This is a genomic window from Mycobacterium sp. SMC-4 (genome assembly GCF_025263265.1).
Lineage (GTDB): Bacteria > Actinomycetota > Actinomycetes > Mycobacteriales > Mycobacteriaceae > Mycobacterium.
Map to the genome: position 1 here is coordinate 4881553 of NZ_CP079869.1, position 19264 is coordinate 4900816.

Below are 19264 nucleotides of genomic sequence, written 5' to 3' on the forward strand. Positions count from 1 at the left end.
GACGGGCCTCAGCCCGGCGGACCCGACGTCCTCCCCCGCACCATCTCGGTGGCCAAGGTCTGGACCTCTGGGATGCCAGACCGCGCATGCAGCAGTTCCCCTGCGCGCCTACCTTTTTCGATGCTGGGCTGTACGACGGTGGTCAAGCCGCGCCGCAGCGCCTCACGCACGCCGTCGAAGCCGGTCACCGTCATCTGGCCAGGCACGTAGATGCCGCGCGCCCGGAGATGGTCCATCGCCGAGAGCGCCAGCACATCGGCAGTGCACATCAGCGCCGTCAGGTGCGGGTTGGCCCGCAGCGCGACGTCGGCGGCTGCACCGCCCGAGGCGGCGCCGTGGTCGTAGCTCTCCACGATCGTCAGCGTCGCGGGATCCAGACCGGCGGCGGCCAGCGCATCGACCACCCCGCCGATGCGCTCACTCTGGACATGGAACTGAGGCAGCCGCAGTCGCGCCGGGTCGGCCACCACCGGTCCAGCTGCGCCGGGGGGCCGATCACGGTGCAATCGCATGGTCAGCAGCGCGATCTCGCGGTGGCCGAGATCGAGCACATGCTCGGCCAACACGCGCATCGCGGCGCGGTCGTCGATGCCGACCCGCGAGACACCCGCAACGTCCTTGGGTTGGTCGACCACGACGACCGGCAACTGGCGCTGGAGCACCGCAGGCAGGTACGGATCGTCATCGGAGGCCGAGTACACCACGAAACCGTCCACCCCGGCGGCCAGCACCGCCGCCGAACCTTCGCTGACGCTGCGGTTCGGGCCGACCGCCACCAGCAGTAGTCCCTGTCCTACGGCTTCACAGGACTCGGCGAGTCCGGCGACGAAGTCCAAGGCCGCCGGATCGCTGAACGAGTAGTTCAGCGGTTCGGTGATCACCAGCCCCACCGCACCGGCCTTGCGCGTGCGCAGCGACCGCGCCACCGGGTCCGGACCGGGATAGCCGAGTCGCTTGGCCGTCGACAGCACGCGTTCACGAAGCTCGGCCGACAACTGGTCAGGACGGTTGTAGGCGTTCGAGACGGTGGTCCGCGAAATCTTGAGTTCGGCAGCCAGCGAAGCCAGGGTCGCCCGCCGGCGGGGCATCGGACTCCTCGGCATGCTCGCCGACGTTAGTCCAACTCGTTGGCCGGTGCCCGGCGGTCTCAGGTGACCAGCACCCGATCCGCCGACGATCGTCCACGTTCGGCCATCCACACCACGGCCCAGACACCGCAGGCGATGGTGACGATGACGAAGCTCGGCGGCGCGTTGAACATCGCCGAGAGCATCAAGCCGACCCACACCGCCACCAGGTTGATGGCCGTCGAGATCGCGATGGCCAGCGCCGGACGCGCAGTCAGCATGATCGCCGCCGCCGCAGGCGTCACCACCAGCGCGAAAAGCAGCAGGGTACCGACGGCTTGGACGGCCATCGTGACCGTGAGACCGAGCAGGATCATGAACACGATCGACAGTGCCCGCACCGGGACTCCGCGGGCGTCGGCGACCTGTGCGTTGACCGAGGTGAACAGCAGCGGCCGGTAGATCACCGCGATGCTGACCGCCAACACGATCAGTAGCGCGGCGAAGGACATGATCTGTTCGTCGGTGATGGCGAGCAGGTTGCCGAACAGGATGTTGGTCATCGTGTTCGAACCGCGGGTGGCCAGCGAGGCGAACAACAGACCCAGCGCGGTCGCCATCGCCAGGACGGTGCCGGTGGCCACTTCCCGGTCACCGGCGCGGCGGCCCAGTGCGCCGATGACCAGCGCACCGCCGACGCAGAACACGCCCAGCCCGAGCGCCACCGGCAGGCCGAGCAGGACAGCCCCGGTGGCGCCGGGCAGGCCGATGTGTGCCAGCGCGTGCGCGGCGAACGACGTATTACGCACCACGACGAAGTAGCCGATCAGTCCGGCCGCCAGCGCGACGATGGAGCCGCCGAGCAGCGCGTTACCCATGAAGTTCGATGTCAGGATCTGCCACCAGTTGTCCTGGTAGCCCAGCGCCACCAGCGTGGTCGTCACGAGGGCCGCCGGACGTACAGGTCACCCTGCGGGGTGTGAACGACATCGACCTGGGTTCCGTACAGGTGGCTGAGCAGCGTGGGGTCGACCACGCCCTCGACGGAGTCGTAGTGCGCGTGCCCGTCGAGCAGATAGATCGCCCCGGTCAAGATGGTCAGCAGCGGGTTCAGATCGTGGGCCACGAGCAGGACGGTGACGTCATAGTCGCGGTTGACGCGCTGCACCAGGGCGACGAGTTCCTGCTGACTCTTCAGGTCCAGCGATGCCAGCGGTTCGTCGAGGATGACCAACCGGGGATGGCTGACCAACGCCCCGGCCAGCGCGACTCGCTGACGCTGGCCGCCCGACAGCTGGGATAGTCGCTTGTCGGCGAACGGCGTTGCCCCGACGGCCGCGAGAGCTTCGTCGACGCGTCGGCCCTCGGATGCGGAGGTGACGCCGAAGCCCCATCGGTGGCCGCTGAGCCCGAGCATGACCGCATCCCGTGCGCGAATCGCCTCCCCGGCGGTGGATGCGTAGTGCTGTGGTACGTAACCGATCTGGTCGTTGGCCGAACCGGGCGGTTGGCCGAAGACCTGCACATGCCCGGTGGCACAGGGGATCAGACCGAGGACGACCTGGAGCAGGGTGGTCTTTCCGGATCCGTTGGTTCCGATGACGGCGACCACTCCGCCGGCGGGAACGTCGAACGTCGCCTCCGACCAGATGGTGTGGCCGCCGCGTACGACGCTGACGTCACGGAACGCCAGTGCTGGCTCAGCCCCCGACACCCAACGCCTCGGCAAGTGCATTGAGTTGGTTGACCTGCCAGACCTGGAACGACTCGTCGCCGGGGGGCACAGTTTCGGTGACCTCGACCACCGGCACTCCGGCAGCTTCGGCGGCGCTGCGGATCTGCTGCGGCAGCGAACCTTCGGTCTGGGTGTTGTAGATCAGCACATCGACGCCCCGATCGCCGAGCAATCGCAGGAAGGCGTCGAGATCGGCCGGTGACGGATCGGTCTCGTTGTCCGACGCGGTTTGGTAGCCCGGCGGAGTCCGGTTCTGCAGTCCGACCGCGGCTGCCATGTCGTCGAATACGCTCTCGGTGGCGGCGTAGGTTTTGCCGGAAGCGCTGGTCTTGATCGATTCGATGGCCGCGTCGTAGTCGGACAGTGACTGCCCGAACTCCGAGCGTCGCTCGGCGAAGTAGTCCGCGGCTTCGGGAGACAGCTTTTCCATCTCGGTGGTGACGGCATCGGCGACGGCGGTCACCGCGCTGGGGTTGTACCAGATGTGGGGGTTGGGTTCGCCGGCGTGGTCATGGTCATGGTCATGGTCATGGTCATGGTCATGGGCGGGGTCCTCGCCTCCGCTGACCTGCAATGCATTGACCACCGGAGCGTCGGGCGCCGAGGTGGCGGCCAGCTTGACCGCCCACTCGTCGTAGTGGCCTCCGTTGAGAACGACCAGCTCTGCGGCGTCGAACAGTGCCGCGTCCCTGGGTGCCGGTTCGAAGTCGTGCGGATCGATGGCCGAGCTCGCCACGATGGTGGTGACCTGCGCGCACTGCCCGCCGAGCTGGGTGACGATGTCGCCCCACTGATCCACGCTGACCACGACCTTGACCGGCGCAGCCGGACAGTCCTCGCCGCCGTTTCCGGCGCCCGGGGTGGGCGCGGCCGCGTCGTTGTTGCTCGCGCACGAGGCCAGCGCGATCGGAACGGTCAGGAGCAGACCGGCGGCGAGCGGACGGAGACGCGCGGGAGTGGACATCACCCGGTAACGATAACCGTTTGCAGTACTCCGGGACACCCGACGGGCAAACCCTTATTGAAAATGATTATCATTAACGCATGACAACTTCAGCTCCACTGCTTCCCGTCACCGTTTTGTCCGGGTTCCTCGGTGCCGGCAAGACCACCCTGCTCAATCACATCCTTGCCAATCGGGAGGGCCGCCGGGTCGCCGTGATCGTCAACGACATGAGCGAGGTGAACATCGACGCCGCGCTCGTCGCCGGACAAGGTCACCTCGACCGCACCCAGGAGAAGCTCGTCGAACTGACCAACGGGTGCATCTGCTGCACGCTGCGAGAGGATCTGATCGAAGCAGTGGGCGCACTTGCCCGCCAGCAGCGGTTCGACCAGCTCGTCATCGAATCGACCGGAATCTCCGAACCCATGCCGGTGGCCGCCACGTTCAGCTGGGAGTTCGAGGACGGCTCCAGCCTCGGCCAACTCGCACGACTGGACACCCTGGTCACCGTGGTCGACGCGTCGACATTCCTGACCGAGATCGCCCGTGGGGAGGCTCTGGCCGACCGCCAGATGGGCGCCGGCGACGATGACGCACGCAGTATCGCCGACCTGCTCGTCGACCAGGTCGAGTTCGCCGACGTAATCCTGCTCAACAAGACCGACCTGGTTGCCGAATCCACCCTGCACACCGTGGAAACCCTGGTGCGCCGGCTCAACCCGAGGGCCAAGTTGATCCGCACCGACCACGGCATCGTCGAGATCGGCGAAGTGCTCGACACCGGACTCTTCGACCCGATCGCCGCAGCCGAGGCGCCCGGGTGGGACGAGGAGATCGCCGATGGCCACACTCCCGAGACCGAGGAGTACGGCATCAGCTCCATGACCTTCCGGTCAGACCGGCCGTTCCATCCGCAGCGGCTGGCCGAAGCCCTCGGCAACACCACACGGGTGCTGCGCAGCAAGGGGTTCTGCTGGATCGCGAGCCGACCGTCCATCGCCGCAATATGGTCGCAGGCAGGCCCGAACCTGACGATCGAGCCGGCCCAGTACTGGTCGAGCACCGAGATCCCGCCGGGGCAGGAGATCGTCCTGATCGGCGTGAAGCTCGATCGCGAACGGGTGCAGCAGTTGTTCAGCGCCGCGCTGCTCACCGACACCGAGATGGCCGAGGGCGAACAGGCCTGGATGGCCTACCCCGATCCGCTTCCGGCGTGGGGCATCACCCACAGTCACGCGCACTGAGGAGGTGCGCAGCCACCGAGCCGTCCGACCACCCCGCGACGAATTCGTCGCGGGACACCCAGCACACCGATGTGGCCGGTGCGTCACGACGCAGCACACAGCGGGCCGGATGCGGTCGGCCCGGGGTTGCCAACCGTGGTTGCCACACTGCCACGGTGCCGTCACCTGAAGCCGCCGCCAGCAGCTTTCCGTCCGGTGACCAGCAGACCACGGTCACGATCTGGTCGGCAGCGGCCAGAATCCTGGGTGTGCTCCCCCGCGGCCCGGTGCCGCCGAAATCCCAGACGGTGACGTTACTTCCGCCACCCGAAGCGAGGAAACGCGAGTCGGGCGAGAACGCCAGCGTCGAGATCTTGGTGGGGTAGCCCGACATCGCGAGCTCGCTGCCGCTCTTGCCCACCCGCCACACGTGCAGGGTGGCGTCCTGATTTCCGCTGGCCGCCCAGCGCCGGTCGGGGCTGATCGACAGTGCCAGCAATGACCCGGTGAACGGTAGGACATCGTGCCCGGCGTCTGCGGAGATGTGATGCACATGGATTCCGCCGTAGGCCGAAGACGCCACGCGGCGCTTGATCCAGGCCACACCGGTGACCGTGCTGTCGCGCTCGCGCCGAAAGTACTCGGCGCCGTCCCGGTCGGCCACGACGGTCGCGCGCCCCACCCCGGCCGCAAGTCGAGCGCCGTCGAAGCTCCATGCCAGCGATGAGCACCAGCCGCCCTCGACCGACCCGACCGGCACGCCGTCGGCGTCAAAGAGGGTGCATCCATCCATCGAGCCGACAGCGATGCGATCCCCGGCCGGTGACCACGCCACGGTCAGAGCGCCGGCCGATGCCTGCACCCGGTGCAGCACCGTGCCGTCGGTATCGAGCAACGACAACGACCCTTCCGCGCCGACTGCCGCGATGCGGCCGCCGGGGCCTGCGGCAACGCCGACGACGGCGTCGTCGACGTCCGTGCGCCATCGGCTGGATCCAGCGACCACAGCGGTCATGCAGACACCAAGGTGTCCCGAAACGCCGACTCGAGTTCTTCCCGGTCGAGATTGCGTCCGATGAACACCAAACGGTTGCTCCGAGATTCGCCGTCGGCCCACGGTCGCCCCTCCGCGCCGTCGAAGAGCATGTGGACACCCTGGAACACGTACTGCCGCGACTGTCCTGCCAAGGCCAAGATGCCCTTGCTGCGGAAGATGTCGACGCCCTTGGTCGACAGCAGCTCACCGAGCCAGCTGTTGAGCTTCTCCACGTCGACCTCACCATCGATCTGGAATCCGACCGAACCCACGGTCTGATCGTGCTGGTGGTCGTCCTGCTCGAGGAAGGCCGGATCCTCGGCGAGCACCCGTTGGAGGTCGAAGGCGCCGATGTCGAGGATGTAGCCGAGATCGACCTTGGCGTTCTGCGTCCGCACCACTTGCGCACCGTGGTTGATGCTGCGGAGTCGTTGCTCGACGGCGCCCACCTGCTCGTCGTCGACAAGGTCGATCTTGTTCAGAATCATTCGGTCGGCGAAGGCCACCTGCTCGACCGCCTCGTTCTCCACTCCTTCAGGCTTGACCTCGTCGAGGTGATGGAGCACATGGGCGGCGTCGATGACGGTGACAATCGCGTCCAGCCGGAGTTGCTCCCGGATCTCGTCGTCGACGAAGAAGGTCTGCGCGACCGGGGCCGGGTCGGCCAGACCTGTCGTCTCGATCAATATCTGATCGAACTTGTCGCGTCGACGCATCAACGCCCCGAGGATGCGGATCAGGTCACCGCGCACGGTGCAGCAGATGCACCCATTGTTCATCTCGAAGATTTCCTCTTCGGCATCCAGCACCAGCGCGTCGTCGATGCCGACTTCACCGAATTCGTTCTCTATCACCGCGATTCGACGACCATGGTTCTCGGTCAGGATGCGGTTCACCAGTGTCGTCTTGCCGGATCCGAGGAATCCGGTGATCACGGTGACCGGTACCCGTGAATCAGTCGTGGTCGTCATGTTCGCGTCCTTTCGGGTGTGCAGCGAGTACCTCACGCAACTGCGCTACTGTCACATCGGTGCTGGCGCAGGCGAATTTCCAGCTGCGCCGGGGGTTGCCGAGCACAGCGATCACCGTCTCCACGGGTGGACAATCGGGCTCGACGCACGCCAGCTGCTGGACGATCACCGTCACGTCGTCGTCGAGACCGAGTTCCTCACGGACCACGCCCTTGAGCAGACCCACGTGGGGGCTTGCGCCGGGCGGCGACGGCGCGACACCGCCGACGTTGACGAATGCGTTCATGAAAGCCCGAGCTTCAGGGATGCGCCGCCGTCGACGAACAATTGCTGGCCCGTCACGTAGCGCGCGTCGTCGGATGCCAGATACACCACGGCGTGGGAGATGTCAGAGGCCTCGATATACGGGATCGGCATGGCCTGCACGACCGGAAAGATCTCCTCGGCATCTGCGCGGGTCGGTTCGGCGAGATCGGGACGGAACATGCGATACATCTCCGCGTTGTGCAGCATGTCGGTGTCGACACTGGTCGGGTGTATCGCGTTGATCCGAATACTGGCCGGCCCCAACGTCAAGGCCAGCGAACGGGTGTAGTCGCGGAGCATCTTCTTCGCCAGCCCATAGCCGTCGCCGCCTGGGCCGGGCAATCCGCCCTGGCCCCCGACACCGCCGGCTTGGGGCACCAAACCGGCAACCGAACCGGTGATGACGACCGACCCGCCTGCGGCGAGGTGGGGTATCGCGACGTGGACGGTGTTGACGACGCCGACGAAGTTGACGTCGAAGGCGTCGACGAAGCCCTGGGCCGGGACCGCGTTGCCCAGTGGACAGATGCCCGCGTTGGCCACCACGACGTGCAGCCCGCCCAATTCGGCGACCCCGGAATCGAGCAACTGCTTCAACGCTGTCCGATCACGCACGTCGGCCAGGCCGGTGACCACGCGCCGGCCGGCCTTCTCCACCAGTCGTGCGGTCTCGTCGAGGTCGGCTTGGCGCGCAAGTGGGTACGAGTTGGTCGCGATATCCTCGTCGATGTCGACGAGGATGAGGTCGGCACCCTCGTCGGCCAGGTGGACCGCATGGCTACGACCCTGGCCCCGGCCAGCTCCGGTGATCAAGGCAACCTTGCCCGCCAAACGACCCATCACATTCCTCCTCTACCGCGCACGGCTTGTTGAAAACGATTTCTATTAACTGTACCGTGGAATATGCGTGACGAGAACCTTTGCCCACGAACAGGATGCGCACGCCGATGAGCGACCGACCCACCGCAGAACACGAATTCACCCGGCGGCCTTTCACCGTGGCAGTCTGCGGAGGCTGCGACCGCGACCCCGCACTGATGTCGCAGCTGCGCGCTGTCGTCAAACGCTGCACACACGGAGTCCTGGTGGAAACGCATTGCCTTCTCGGCAAGTTCGCGTGCACGACCCTGGCACCGATGCGCGGAGCGATACTGCTCCTGCAACCGTGCAATTTCGAACGGGTACCCATCGCATCGGTGCAATGGATCGGGCCGGTCCGCACTGACCTTGACGCACAACTCGCCTGTGCGTGGATTGCCGCCGGCGTATGGGACGGTCAACTCCTGCCCAGACATCTGCGGGCTGAGCTCAACGTGGCCGCCCTGGCCCGCAACAACTGACCACACCACCAAACGCCTCGCGTCCGCCGGGTTGTGTCAATTCCCGACGGACGCGAGGACGATCACGCTCAGTGGTATCAGTGGTGGTGGTGACCCACGGCCCCGCTGAGCTCGTTCGGGGTCTGCTCCAGCGTCGCCGACGTGGTGATCGTGCCGGCTTGCAGGTCGACCAGATGGATCTGCCTGGTGGCCGGATCCGTCACGTACACCGCATCCTCGCGGGTGAAGACAGTCGGGCGGGGATCCTGCCAGTCGTCGGGCTCGGTCCACGCTTCGGTGACGTCGATGGTCTTGACGGTGTCCCCGGTTACCGGGTCGAACACGTAGAGCTTGCCGTCGGTACCCATGATCAGAGCCTGCGCCTGCGGCCCACGGGCCAGCGAGCGGAAGGAGTAGCTCACCGATGCCGGCAGGTTGACGATCCTGAGCTGATCGGTGGTGGTGTCGATCAAGCTGAACTGCTCGGGCCGCTCCAGCTCGGCATCCTCGTCGACTTTCATGTCGCCCAGCGCAACCGGAGAATCGTCGTGGCCCTTGATGTTTCCGATGCGCCCGTACGGAGTCGGGCTGGCAACCTTGGTGAACTGTCCGCCGGCGTAGATCAGTGCGCCATTTTCGCAGCCGAGAACCACTGCTTCATCGGCCACCACGGTCTCGCCGTGCAAACCGGGGCAATCCTCATTGCGGGCGATCTCTGTATCACCCTGCAACGCAACGGCTCCGGTGCGGCCCTCGGGATCGCCGAGGCTGTGCACCAGCGTGCCGTCCGACAGAATCACCGCGACGCCGTGGTGCGGCTGGGGGGTCTTGAAGTTCTCGGTCTCGGGCATTCCGTTGGCCAGATCGTGCGGATCGAAGGCCGTGATCTCGCCCGTGCCGTCGGCGAACAGCACGGTGCGCTCCCCGTGCGCGACCACGTGCCCTGCATCAGAGGCGGGGAACGTGTCATCGGTCAACTGCCCGTTGGCGGCATCGAGGATGCGGAAACCCTCAGTCGTGGTGACCAGTACATGCGACTCGTCACCGGCGGGGTTGACCCGCAGGAAGCCGTCGAGTGGGATGTCCTGCCGAACTTCCAGCGTCTCGCCGTCGAGGATGTACAGACCGCCGTCGTAGGTCGCTACCAGCGGCTCGCTCACACTGACGGTCTGCGCCGGTGTGTCGGTCGCCGGGCTGGTGTCGGTATCGGTCTGGCCGGCGGTGTCGTTGCCACCCCCGCACGCCACCAGGAGTGCGGCGGTGCACGACAGCGCCCCGGCGCGGTAAAGCCACCGAGTATTGCTCATGTTTGCTCCCTTCTGAAGCTGTTCGGATATGGTCGGCGCCTATCGCAGACCGTCGACTATGGCGTCGGTATTCGCGCGCATCATGTCCAGATACGTCGCGCCCGGCGTGCCTGGCGGGCTGAGTGATTCGCTGTACAGCGAGACGATGCGTACGTCGAGGCCGGCGTCCTGGGCGAGGACTCGCGCTAATCGCTCGGGCTGTGAGGAATCGACGAAGATGGCCGGTACTCGGGCGGACTCGATGGCACCGACCAATGACTGCAGGTCCGACGGGCTCGGCGCGGCCAACGTCGTACCGCTCGGCACGACCGCGCCGATCACGGTGAAGTCGAACCGCTGCGCAAGGTATCCCAGGACATGGTGGTTGGTCACCAGCTTGCGGCTCTGGGTCGGTATGGCGTCGAAACGTGTGGTCATGAAGGTATCGAGCTCGATGAGCTGCTCGCGGTACTCGTCGGCCCGAGAGGCCACGGCCTGGCCGTCGATGCCCTCGACATCACGCAGGACTGCCTGTTCGATGACGTCGACGGCAGTGATCATCCGCTGCGGGTCGGTCCAGAAGTGCGGGTCCAGAGTCCCCGCGCCACCGCCCTCGGCATAGCTGATGGGATCGACGTTCTCGCCCACCGCCAGGGCCGGAACACCCTGTTCTGCAGCGCTTTCCACGTTTCTGATGACGTTCTCTTCGAGCCCGAGACCGTTGTAGACGATCAGGTCCGCCGTCGTCATCGCCGCCGCGTCCTGGGCGGACACCCCGAATGAGTGTGGATCGGTGTTCGGTTGCATCAGGACCCGTACCGGCGCCGCGTCACCGACGACGTTACGAACCACGTCGCCCAGAATGTTGGTGGTGACGATGATCTCTCCGCTCGCAGCGGTGCTGCCGGTGCACGCCGTGATCAGGCTGGAGATCAGCGCGACGATCCAGACCAGCGGCCATCGACTCACCGCCCGGTCTCCACCATCAGGCCCGGACTGACTTCGGTGCTCAAGGTGCGGGCAAGGCGCAGGTCGTCGCCGTAGTCCACCTCGTACACCTCGCGCGCGCCAGCATTGTTGATGTACGCCCGGTCGGAGTCGATATCGATCACCGGTTGCGGGCCGGCGGTGGGAATCGCCTCGGCGAACAGCGCTACCCGGGTGGTCTCGGTGCGGGTGTTGACGTCATGGGAACTCAGTGTGCCGTCGCGGTGCAATACCAGGACGGTTCCGTCTCCGGCGGTGTTGGTGGCCACCGCGTCGGGGACCGGAATGACCGTCCACGCCCGTTGCCGGCTGTCCAGTACCCAGACCGTACCGTCGGACAATCCGGCGAACACGTCCGCGCGGTCGCGGTGGTCCAGTTGCTGCGGGCGCTGTGGCGGCGCGTCGGCAGGGAACGGCATCGCGGTGACTGTCAGGTCACCACTGCCGCCCGTCACCCGCACCGCGCCGGTGGCGCAACCGAAGACGACGGCGCGGCGAGTCGGCTGCGACCAGGAGGGGTCGGGGCATTCACCGGCGATGTCGGTGGCACCGGCGTCGTCGACAACCTGCATCCGTCCGGTCTGCGACACGGTGACCAGCCGGCTGCCGTAGGGCACCACGGCGGCGACGTCGTCGCCGACGCTGAGGTTGGCCGGAGCCTCGACCGAGCGCTGGCCCAGCTTCTCCCGGTCGAGCAGTTCCACGCCGTCGCCGGTGTGGACAGCCACCGTGGAATTACTGGCACCCACCGAGGTCACCGGTGCGTCGAGGGTGCCGACTTCACCGATGTCGCTGGCGAAGTAGTGATAGTGATCGCCGTGATCGAAGGTCCAGGCGCCGGCGTCGACGATGGTGGTGTTCTGACCCGTGCGCAGGTAAGCGAACCGACCGTCACCGGCGATCGATTCGACGGGCCCGAACGAACCCACACTGGTCTCGGCTTCGTCCACCGCGTCATAGACCGCGGTGTCCCCGGTTTCCGGATCGACCAGCACCAGCCTCGTCAGCGCGCCGTCGACCTCGCGCGCACCTTCCACCACCACCTCGTCGCCATCCGTGCCCGCCGGCTCCTGCGCCTCGGGCGAGGTGTCGCCGCCGGCGCACCCGGCCAGCAGGCACAGCGACGCCGCCGCTACCGAAGCGCGTTTCCAGTTCCTCGAGACGACCATGGTGATCAACGTCCGCTTTCTGCCCAGCACTTTGATGAGAGTTGAACCGAAGAACAGCAGCACAGCCACGCCGGCGATGGTGGCCCCGCCGGCGGTGCCGGCGTGCCAGGAGATCAGCAGTCCCAGGTAAACCGCCGCCGAACCGATGGCCGCGGCCAGCAGCATCACCCTGGGAATCGAGCGCGCCCATGCCAGTGCGGTCGCCGGCGGCGCGACCAGCAACCCCAGCACCAGCAGGGTGCCGACCACGTGAAACGACGCCACCATCGCCACCGCCATCAGCACGGTCAGCGCCGGGATGGCCAGGTGCGGCCGCAGTCCGAGCGTGGCGGCCTTGCGCGGGTCGAAGGTGACGGCGACGAACGCACGGTGGCCGATGATGATGGCCACCAACGTCAACACCAACGCGCCGGCGAGCACCGCCAGGTCCACAGTCCGCACCGCGAAGACGTCACCGAAGAGGAACGCAGTCAGGTCGACCGCGAAACTCTGTGAGCGCGAGACGATGATGACGCCCAGGGCAAGCATGCCCACCAGAAGCAGGCCGATACCGGTGTCCGAGGACAGTTTGGAGGAGCGCCCGATGGCCGCCACGCCGACAGCCATGGCCAGTGCTGCGACAATGCCGCCGATCATCAGGCTGATACCCATCAGTGCGGCCACTGCAACGCCGGGCAGCATGCCGTGTGTCATGGCTTCGCCGAGAAAAACACTGCCGCGCAACACAATCCAGCAACCAACCAGGGCGCACAGACACGCGGCGATCACACCGGCGACCAGAGCTCTGGTGACCACGTCCGCCTCGAACGGCGCAGTCCACCAAGCCAACGTCATGTCGTACACTTCTATCAGTAATGAAAACTGTTTTCAACAAGGTGACACCGGTCACCACGCCCCTTGAACTGCGGGGTGTGGATTACGGCTATCCGCAGACGCCGGTCTTCAACGACCTCACCGTGGCCCTGCAGCCGCGGCGATTCAGCGCGCTGGTTGGATCGAACGGATCCGGCAAATCGACGCTGCTCGGCCTGCTCGCGGGGGTGCTACGGCCCGAGCGCGGGGTGGTCGAGGTGGGCACCCGCAACATCGCGTTCGCGGTGCAGCGCAGCAAGGTCACCGACGACTTCCCGATCACAGCCGCCGAAGCGGTGATGATGGGACGCTGGCGCCACCTCGGGCTGCTGAAGCGTCCCACCCGCGCCGACCGCGCCGTGGTCGATCACTGGCTGCACGAACTGGGGCTGGACGATCTGAAGCGCCGCACCTTGGGCGAGCTGTCCGGGGGCCAACGCCAGCGTGTGCTGCTGGCACAGGCTTTCGCGCAACAGGCGCCACTGCTGCTGCTCGACGAGCCCACCACCGGCCTCGATGCGGCCTCGGCGGCGCTGGTGACAGCCACGCTGCACCACCTGGCCGACGGCGGCACCACCGTCATCGCCGCGACCCATGACGCCCAGATGATCGAGACCGCCGACTACTGCCTCAACCTCGACGAGACCGCGCCTCGAGGTCCCGCCGGCCCACAGCTAGTCAATGACGTTGAGCGGAAGGTCGATCACGCTTGACTGGCTTCGCACCGTGAGCACATAGCGACCGCTGATCGGCGCGGGGAAACTCAGCGGCAGGCAGAAGAACCCGATCTCGCCACCCAAACTGGATTCCGGGACGTCGATCTTGACAGCCCGGGACGCTCCGGACGGGTCGGTGATCGTCAGGTCCACCGAGGGCGCTTTGTCGAAGGGCTGCGGCTTGGTCAGCACGACCAGGGTGACCGGGACCATCCGGTCCGGACCGATCTGATACCTGTCGACCACGCCGCCGGCGACGTTGAGCTTGTTGTCGACCACCGAGGCAGATTCAGCAAGCAGCGCTCCTGTGACTATCACGTGGCCAACCTACATGGCGCCGAGTCGCTAGCGAGATACATTGCGGGTAAGCAATATTCGCACCCATGCATACCCGCGGCGGCACGTCTGGACAATCGATAGTGATCTCCGTCACACATTCGCTCAGGCTATACAACACCTTGCCGCGGGCACATCCACGCCTGGCCCGATCCGACTCCCCGCGCCGCCGCGGGCACTGGCTGCGCCTATGCCAGTTCCGGCATGCTTCGCCGTCGACCACACCGTCGCACTGCAACCACAGACACAACCGAGCCGTCCCGAATTATTTGCTATTTCAGCAAGTTTCGTATCGATTGATACCCCGAGCGTACCTGCGGATGTTGGTATCCGGTGCTACCTTCCCAGCCCTGGGGCAGCCCAGATGTCTACTCAACTTCTCAATGTGGGGATTACGCAATGTCCAATCATCGCAACGATGTGTTCGCCGGACCGACACCCAGACCCGCTTCTCGGAGATGGCCTGTCATGCCGTTCATGATGGGCGGTGTGGCCATGGCAGGAGCCGCTGCCATATTGCTCACCCAGCCTGGCCAGGACCTCACCGCGACATCGGCCACCACGATCGCATACGCCCTGACAACTGACGAGAAACCACTGCCGGACAAGGCGACTGCCCTGCTGGGTACCGGGTGGCAATCACCGCTGCTCTTCCCCGAGTTCGAGGACTCGGGCCGAAAGTCTTCAGACAAAAAGCTTTTCCACACCGCAGCGTTCAACACCTCGGCAGCAGCAACCCCACCCACGCTGGCGGACTGGGTGCTGAATCTGGACAAGAACTACACCCTCGGAATGATCGGCAAGGGTGGCTGGCTGATCGGCAACGGTGTGGACGGCACCGATGCCTACATCACCGGCGATGGCATCGTCGTGGCGGCCAGTGCCGGCGGCAACGGTGGTCTGTTCGGCGGCAACGGCGGCAAAGGCGGAAAGGGACTGGACGCCGGCTACTACGTCAAAGACGCGCAGACCGGCACGTGGCGATTGCTCGACCACAGTCATGACCATGACCACGACCACGACCACGACCACGACCACGACCACGACCACGAGGGCACGTTCTTTGCTGCCACCAACGGCGCCAACGGCGGCTCTGCCCTGCTGGGTATCGGCAGGGGCGGCGACGGTGGTGCCGGCGGCATCGGAGTGAACCGCGACGACAATCCCTACGAGCACGTCGTCGGCGGCTCGGGCGGCAAGGGTGGTCACGGCGGATTCCTGTCCGGTGGCGGCGGCAACGGCGGCGTCGGCGGCTGGGCGTTCAGCGAGAGCGGCTTCGCCACTGGCGGCAACGGAGGCGCCGGCGGCCACGCCGGCCTGTCGGGTAACGGCGGCCAGGGCGGACACGGCGGTAGCGCTGCATCCGGCGGAAGCGTCGTCGTCGTCGACGGCCAGGAAAGAGTCGTCCAGTCGGTCGGCGGTCAGGGCGGAGACGGTGGACGAGCCCTGATCGGCAACGGAGCCGACGGCGGCCACGGTGGCACCGCCGACATCGTGCACAGCCATAGCCACGACCACGATCACAGCAGCGCGGCCGAGCACAACCACGACCATGAGCACAGTCACAGCTCGGTCGGTGAGGCGATCAGCGGTGCCGGCGGCAACGGCGGTAGCTCCGTGATCGGCAAGGGCGGTAACGGTGGAACCGGCGGGGGCGCCTACGAAGGTGAGCCCGACGATTCAGGTGTCCCCGGCGCGGTCGGCGTCAGCTCTTCCAGCGGCGGCAAGGGCGGCAACGGCGGCCAGACCGTCATCGGCACCGGGGGCAGCGGTGGCGACGGCAGCGGCGCGCATACCTACCACGGAGATGCGACCGGTGGCGACGGCGGCAACGGTGGCCGCCCGGGCGGCAACGGTGGTGCCGGCGGTGACGCAACCGCCCCGCAGGGCGAGGCAACCGGCGGTAAGGGCGGCACCGCAGGACGAGGTGGCGTCGACGGCACCGACGGTGCCGGTGACGGCCACGATCACGATCACGATCATGACCATGACCACGATCACAGCAGTGCCAGTGCCTTTGCCACTGCGAAGGCCGACACCAGCGCCAGCACCAGCGCCGCCAGGAGCAGCAGCGACAGCAAGAGCGACCGGCGCGTAAGCTCCTCGCGGCAACGCTGAGCACGTCATCGAAGAGCGCGGGCGTCGGCGGTTCGCACGTCGACGCCCGCGCTTCGATGTCCCATCACTTTGAGATAGTCCGGAACGATTGCGGAGAGGTTCAGCCATGCCAGAACAGGACAGCCCACCCGCCGACGCGGCAGGCACGAGCCCAGACGGCTCCACCAGGTCAGCTAATCGGCCGATAATCCCGCTCCTCGCAATGGTTCTCGCGATCACCGCGGTGGCGCTGTCGGTATGGGCAGTCATCCGGTCGGGCTCCCCGTCAGATCCGGCAGCCACCGGTCACACCGCGACCCAGTTCGACGAAGCCGAACGCAGTGCTGCCACCCAGCGCGTGTGCGAGGCCTTCGAGACCGTACGCAGAGGTGTGTCGTTGAATACCAATGCCACCGCGCCGGGCGGGGCCCAGGATGTCGCCGGAGGTCTGGCGGTGGCGGCCAACGCCCGGCTCGCCCTTTTCGGCGGCGGCGAGTATCTGCTGGCACGAATCGGGCCGGCAACGCCGGACGACCTCGCCCAAGCATCACGCAATTTCGCCGAAACGCTGCTCGACATCGGCGCAACCTCGATCTCGGGTGTTCCGACCACCCATCCCGAACAAGCCGAGAGGCTCCGCATCGCCGAGGAACAAAGCGCTGCGGTCGCCGAGCAGTGCGAGGGCTAAGACTCGATGAGCTCGTAGCGGATCATCCGAGAACTGTTGGCCACCACCGCGACCGAGGAGGCGTTGTGCAAAACCGCGGCCAGCACGGGGGACAACGCGCCACCGGCACCGATCAACAAACCGACAGCGTTGACTGCGATCGACATCGCGTAGTTCTGCCGAATCACCTCGACGGCACGGGTACCTAGATCCCGGACATCGAGAAGTCGGCGCAGATCGTCACTGGCCAAAGCAACATCGGCGGTTTCGACGGCGACGTCGGTGCCGCCCAGCCCCATGGCGATGCCGATGTCGGCTTCAGCCAGCGCGGGCGCGTCGTTGACGCCGTCCCCGACCATCGCCACGGTATGCCCCTTGTCACGCAACCGACGCACCACATCGAGTTTGTCCTCGGGGAGCACCTCGGCTTGCCATTCGGTGATACCGAGTTGCTCGGCGACCGCCGCAGCGGCTTCGGGATGGTCGCCGGTGAGCATCACGATGCGCCGAACACCACTGGCCCGCAACTGTTCAAGCACCTCGGTGGCTTCTGACCGGACCTCGTCACGAAGACTGATCAGACCCACGAGCTTGCCATCCACCGCGAGCAACAGCGGTGTCTCGGACTGCCGGCGAAGGGAATCCACCCATTCGGTGGCTTTCTTGGTCACCCGCACCTTCTCCTGGCGCAGCAGTGACGGACTACCGAGCAGCAAGGTACGCCCATCGGCCCAGGTCCGCATCCCCAGCCCGACCAGCACCTCACACTCCTCGTGCGGCGGGATCTCGATATGACGTTCCTTCGTCGACCGGATCACCGCTTCGGCCAGCGGGTGCCGGGAGTGGATCTCCGAGCTGGCAGCGTAGGCCAGCACCTGTTCGGGCTCCCAGTCCTTATGGAAAGCAACAAGATTCGTCACCACCGGACGGCCCTGCGTGAGAGTCCCGGTCTTGTCGAACACAATGGCGTCGACGCGGCCGGCCTCTTCCAGGTGCGACCCGCCCTTGATCAGGATACCGCGACGGGCCCCGTTGCCGATCGCAGCGCTGATCGCCGTCGGTGTCGAAAGTCCGACCGCGCACGGGCAGGCCACCAGAAGCATCGTCATGGCCCGACGCACATCCCTGGTCAGGACGAGGGTGGCGGCCGACAGCAGGAACGATGCCGGCACGAACCGGCGGGAAAAGCTCTCTCCGACAGTCTGAATCGGTGCCCGATGCAGCTGGGCTTCCTCCACCCGGGCAATGATCCGGCCGATGGTCGTCTCGTTGCCGACCGCCTCGGCCCGCACCACCAGCCGCCCGCGTACCACGACCGAACCGGCGAACACCCGCGCCGCAGCGGAGACCGCAACCGGCAGATTCTCACCGGTGATCGCGGACTGATCCACGATCGCCTCACCGTCGACGACGGTCCCGTCAACCGGAAGCGCGACCTGGTCGTGAATCACGACCTCGTCGCCCACCCGAAGCTCGGCTGTGGCGATCTCGACCTCGGTGCCGTCGGCCAGGCGTACCCAGGCGGTGTCCTGGTTGCCCTGCAACAGATTCGCAATGGCCCGGCGGGTCCGGCGCAACGTGAGGTCCTGCAGGTACTCGCCGATGTTGAGCAACCACAGCACCGTCAGCGCCACGACGTTCTCGCGCAGTACCAGGCTGGCGATGGTGGCCGCACTGACCAGGACATCGGTTCCGGCTGAACGGTTTCCGCGCAGGGTGCGCAACGCACCGCGCAAGAACGGGTAGCCGGTGAAGATCGTCACGCCGGTGGCGGCCAGCCGGCTGGTCGGCCCGAGCAGCGGCGGGCGCGCGAACACGTAGCGGCGAATGCCGAGTAGCACCAAAGCGGTTCCGCCCACAGCCATCCGGAGCACATCGGCATTGGTGATGTCCGCCGAGCGCGGCGACCGCACCGCCACCAGTTCCCGAGCCACCACCGCGGCAGCTTCGATCGCCTCGAAAACCGCAGCACGCTCACAGCGCTTCGGCGAGTACCACACCACGATGGACGCGGTGCGCGGATAGGCATGCACCGCCCGCACACCGGGCACTTTCTCTATCGCATCTTCGATGGCGACCGCCCGCGGCGAATCGTTGCGGAACCACGGCGCCAGCAGGCGCATCCGCCCCGCAGCGTCGGAGACGACGGTCAGGGCCACCACGGGCTCAGTGGTCGTGCGCGTGTGCGGCATCGGCCACGGCCGGCGGCGGCGCTTCCTCGCCGATCCGCTCCCGCGCCTCGGCCACCACATCGGCGACCTTCAGCCGTGCCGATTCCGCGCCCTCTTCAGCCTTTCGCACACCGCGCAACGCCCAGGTCGTCGCGGTCACCGACGCCTCGCGGACCGGGGCCTTGGCGACCACCTTGCGAACACCTTGGTACGCCGCGACACCCACAGCGCCGGTGACGACCGTCGAGGCGGCTTTGGCCAGAAACGCGTGCAGAACCATGAAACCACCATAGCCCCGTCGTGCTTGCCGGGCAGGCGTTGCCCCAACTGGCACAATTGCGGCCGTGGCCGTCGAGACGCACGCGAAGACGCGCCGTCCG

The 19264-nt window shown here is 66.5% G+C and carries 19 protein-coding genes; 5 read left to right on the top strand and 14 right to left on the bottom strand.

Translation table 11 applies throughout. The features are described 5' to 3' along the window. Window positions 1–8: 8 nt before the first annotated feature. The 4 genes from KXD98_RS23260 to KXD98_RS23275 are packed head-to-tail and all read right to left on the bottom strand — an operon-like array spanning window position 9 to window position 3766. Window positions 9–1103: a LacI family DNA-binding transcriptional regulator gene (locus tag KXD98_RS23260; RefSeq protein WP_260760698.1), complete on the bottom strand. Its 1095-nt coding sequence runs from the start codon at window positions 1101–1103 to the stop codon at window positions 9–11. 44 nt (window positions 1104–1147) lie between these two features. Further along, window positions 1148–2011, bottom strand: coding sequence for a metal ABC transporter permease (locus tag KXD98_RS23265; RefSeq protein ID WP_260760699.1), 864 nt, complete (start codon window positions 2009–2011; stop codon window positions 1148–1150). After that, on the bottom strand, window positions 2008–2781 hold the full coding sequence (locus KXD98_RS23270) for a metal ABC transporter ATP-binding protein (RefSeq protein ID WP_260760700.1): 774 nt from the start codon (window positions 2779–2781) through the stop codon (window positions 2008–2010). The genes KXD98_RS23265 and KXD98_RS23270 overlap by 4 nt, the downstream gene beginning before the upstream one ends. Continuing rightward, the gene (locus tag KXD98_RS23275) at window positions 2768–3766 is read right to left on the bottom strand and encodes a metal ABC transporter solute-binding protein, Zn/Mn family (RefSeq protein ID WP_260760701.1); all 999 of its coding nucleotides are present in this window, start codon (window positions 3764–3766) and stop codon (window positions 2768–2770) included. The genes KXD98_RS23270 and KXD98_RS23275 overlap by 14 nt, the downstream gene beginning before the upstream one ends. Window positions 3767–3846: 80 nt before the next feature. Here KXD98_RS23275 and KXD98_RS23280 point away from each other — a divergent pair, with 80 nt between their 5' ends. Continuing rightward, entirely contained in the window at window positions 3847–4992 is a 1146-nt protein-coding gene (locus tag KXD98_RS23280; RefSeq protein WP_260760702.1) for a GTP-binding protein, read from the top strand. On the opposite strand, the gene KXD98_RS23285 is transcribed toward KXD98_RS23280, so the two are convergent. From KXD98_RS23285 to KXD98_RS23300, 4 genes are read right to left on the bottom strand one after another with little or no spacing between them, the layout of a single operon-like run. Beyond that, window positions 4970–5986, bottom strand: coding sequence for a WD40 repeat domain-containing protein (locus tag KXD98_RS23285; protein WP_260760703.1), 1017 nt, complete (start codon window positions 5984–5986; stop codon window positions 4970–4972). The two genes, KXD98_RS23280 and KXD98_RS23285, sit on opposite strands and share 23 nt — an antisense overlap. Continuing rightward, on the bottom strand, window positions 5983–6978 hold the full coding sequence (locus KXD98_RS23290; protein WP_260760704.1) for a GTP-binding protein: 996 nt from the start codon (window positions 6976–6978) through the stop codon (window positions 5983–5985). The genes KXD98_RS23285 and KXD98_RS23290 overlap by 4 nt, the downstream gene beginning before the upstream one ends. After that, on the bottom strand, window positions 6962–7264 hold the full coding sequence (locus KXD98_RS23295; RefSeq protein WP_260760705.1) for a hypothetical protein: 303 nt from the start codon (window positions 7262–7264) through the stop codon (window positions 6962–6964). The genes KXD98_RS23290 and KXD98_RS23295 overlap by 17 nt, the downstream gene beginning before the upstream one ends. Continuing rightward, window positions 7261–8124, bottom strand: a complete 864-nt coding sequence (locus tag KXD98_RS23300; RefSeq protein ID WP_260760706.1) for a mycofactocin-coupled SDR family oxidoreductase — start codon at window positions 8122–8124, stop codon at window positions 7261–7263. The genes KXD98_RS23295 and KXD98_RS23300 overlap by 4 nt, the downstream gene beginning before the upstream one ends. Window positions 8125–8231: 107 nt before the next feature. Here KXD98_RS23300 and KXD98_RS23305 point away from each other — a divergent pair, with 107 nt between their 5' ends. Beyond that, entirely contained in the window at window positions 8232–8624 is a 393-nt protein-coding gene (locus tag KXD98_RS23305; RefSeq protein ID WP_260760707.1) for a hypothetical protein, read from the top strand. A 77-nt stretch (window positions 8625–8701) separates the two neighbouring features. Here the strand turns inward: KXD98_RS23305 and aztD are convergent, their stop codons facing one another. The 3 genes from aztD to aztB are packed head-to-tail and all read right to left on the bottom strand — an operon-like array spanning window position 8702 to window position 12879. After that, window positions 8702–9910: a zinc metallochaperone AztD gene (aztD, locus tag KXD98_RS23310; protein ID WP_260760708.1), complete on the bottom strand. Its 1209-nt coding sequence runs from the start codon at window positions 9908–9910 to the stop codon at window positions 8702–8704. 39 nt (window positions 9911–9949) lie between these two features. Next, window positions 9950–10858 carry a zinc ABC transporter substrate-binding protein AztC gene (gene aztC / locus KXD98_RS23315; protein WP_260760709.1) on the bottom strand — a complete coding sequence of 303 codons (909 nt, stop codon included), beginning with the start codon at window positions 10856–10858 and terminating at the stop codon, window positions 9950–9952. Further along, entirely contained in the window at window positions 10855–12879 is a 2025-nt protein-coding gene (gene aztB / locus KXD98_RS23320) for a zinc ABC transporter permease AztB (RefSeq protein ID WP_260760710.1), read from the bottom strand. Before aztB ends, aztC begins: the two co-directional genes overlap by 4 nt. A gap of 20 nt (window positions 12880–12899) precedes the next feature. On the opposite strand from aztB, the gene aztA reads away from it, so the two are divergent. Further along, complete coding sequence (aztA, locus tag KXD98_RS23325; protein ID WP_260760711.1) at window positions 12900–13610, top strand: zinc ABC transporter ATP-binding protein AztA; 711 nt, start codon at window positions 12900–12902, stop codon at window positions 13608–13610. Here aztA and KXD98_RS23330 read toward each other — a convergent pair. Further along, complete coding sequence (locus KXD98_RS23330) at window positions 13572–13931, bottom strand: hypothetical protein (RefSeq protein ID WP_260760712.1); 360 nt, start codon at window positions 13929–13931, stop codon at window positions 13572–13574. The two genes, aztA and KXD98_RS23330, sit on opposite strands and share 39 nt — an antisense overlap. Before the next feature lie 486 nt (window positions 13932–14417). On the opposite strand from KXD98_RS23330, the gene KXD98_RS28450 reads away from it, so the two are divergent. Beyond that, window positions 14418–16067 (top strand): hypothetical protein, encoded by a 1650-nt coding sequence (locus tag KXD98_RS28450; RefSeq protein WP_313901251.1) that lies wholly within the window; start codon window positions 14418–14420, stop codon window positions 16065–16067. A 202-nt stretch (window positions 16068–16269) separates the two neighbouring features. Then, a complete protein-coding gene (locus KXD98_RS23340; RefSeq protein WP_260760713.1) occupies window positions 16270–16734 on the top strand; it encodes a hypothetical protein in 465 nt (154 codons plus the stop codon). Here the strand turns inward: KXD98_RS23340 and KXD98_RS23345 are convergent. Both KXD98_RS23345 and KXD98_RS23350 read right to left on the bottom strand, forming a co-directional pair. Beyond that, window positions 16731–18872 (bottom strand): cation-translocating P-type ATPase, encoded by a 2142-nt coding sequence (locus KXD98_RS23345; protein WP_260760714.1) that lies wholly within the window; start codon window positions 18870–18872, stop codon window positions 16731–16733. The genes KXD98_RS23340 and KXD98_RS23345 overlap by 4 nt on opposite strands. Window positions 18873–18879: 7 nt before the next feature. Further along, window positions 18880–19164: a DUF1490 family protein gene (locus tag KXD98_RS23350; protein ID WP_260760715.1), complete on the bottom strand. Its 285-nt coding sequence runs from the start codon at window positions 19162–19164 to the stop codon at window positions 18880–18882. Window positions 19165–19264 lie beyond the last annotated feature (100 nt).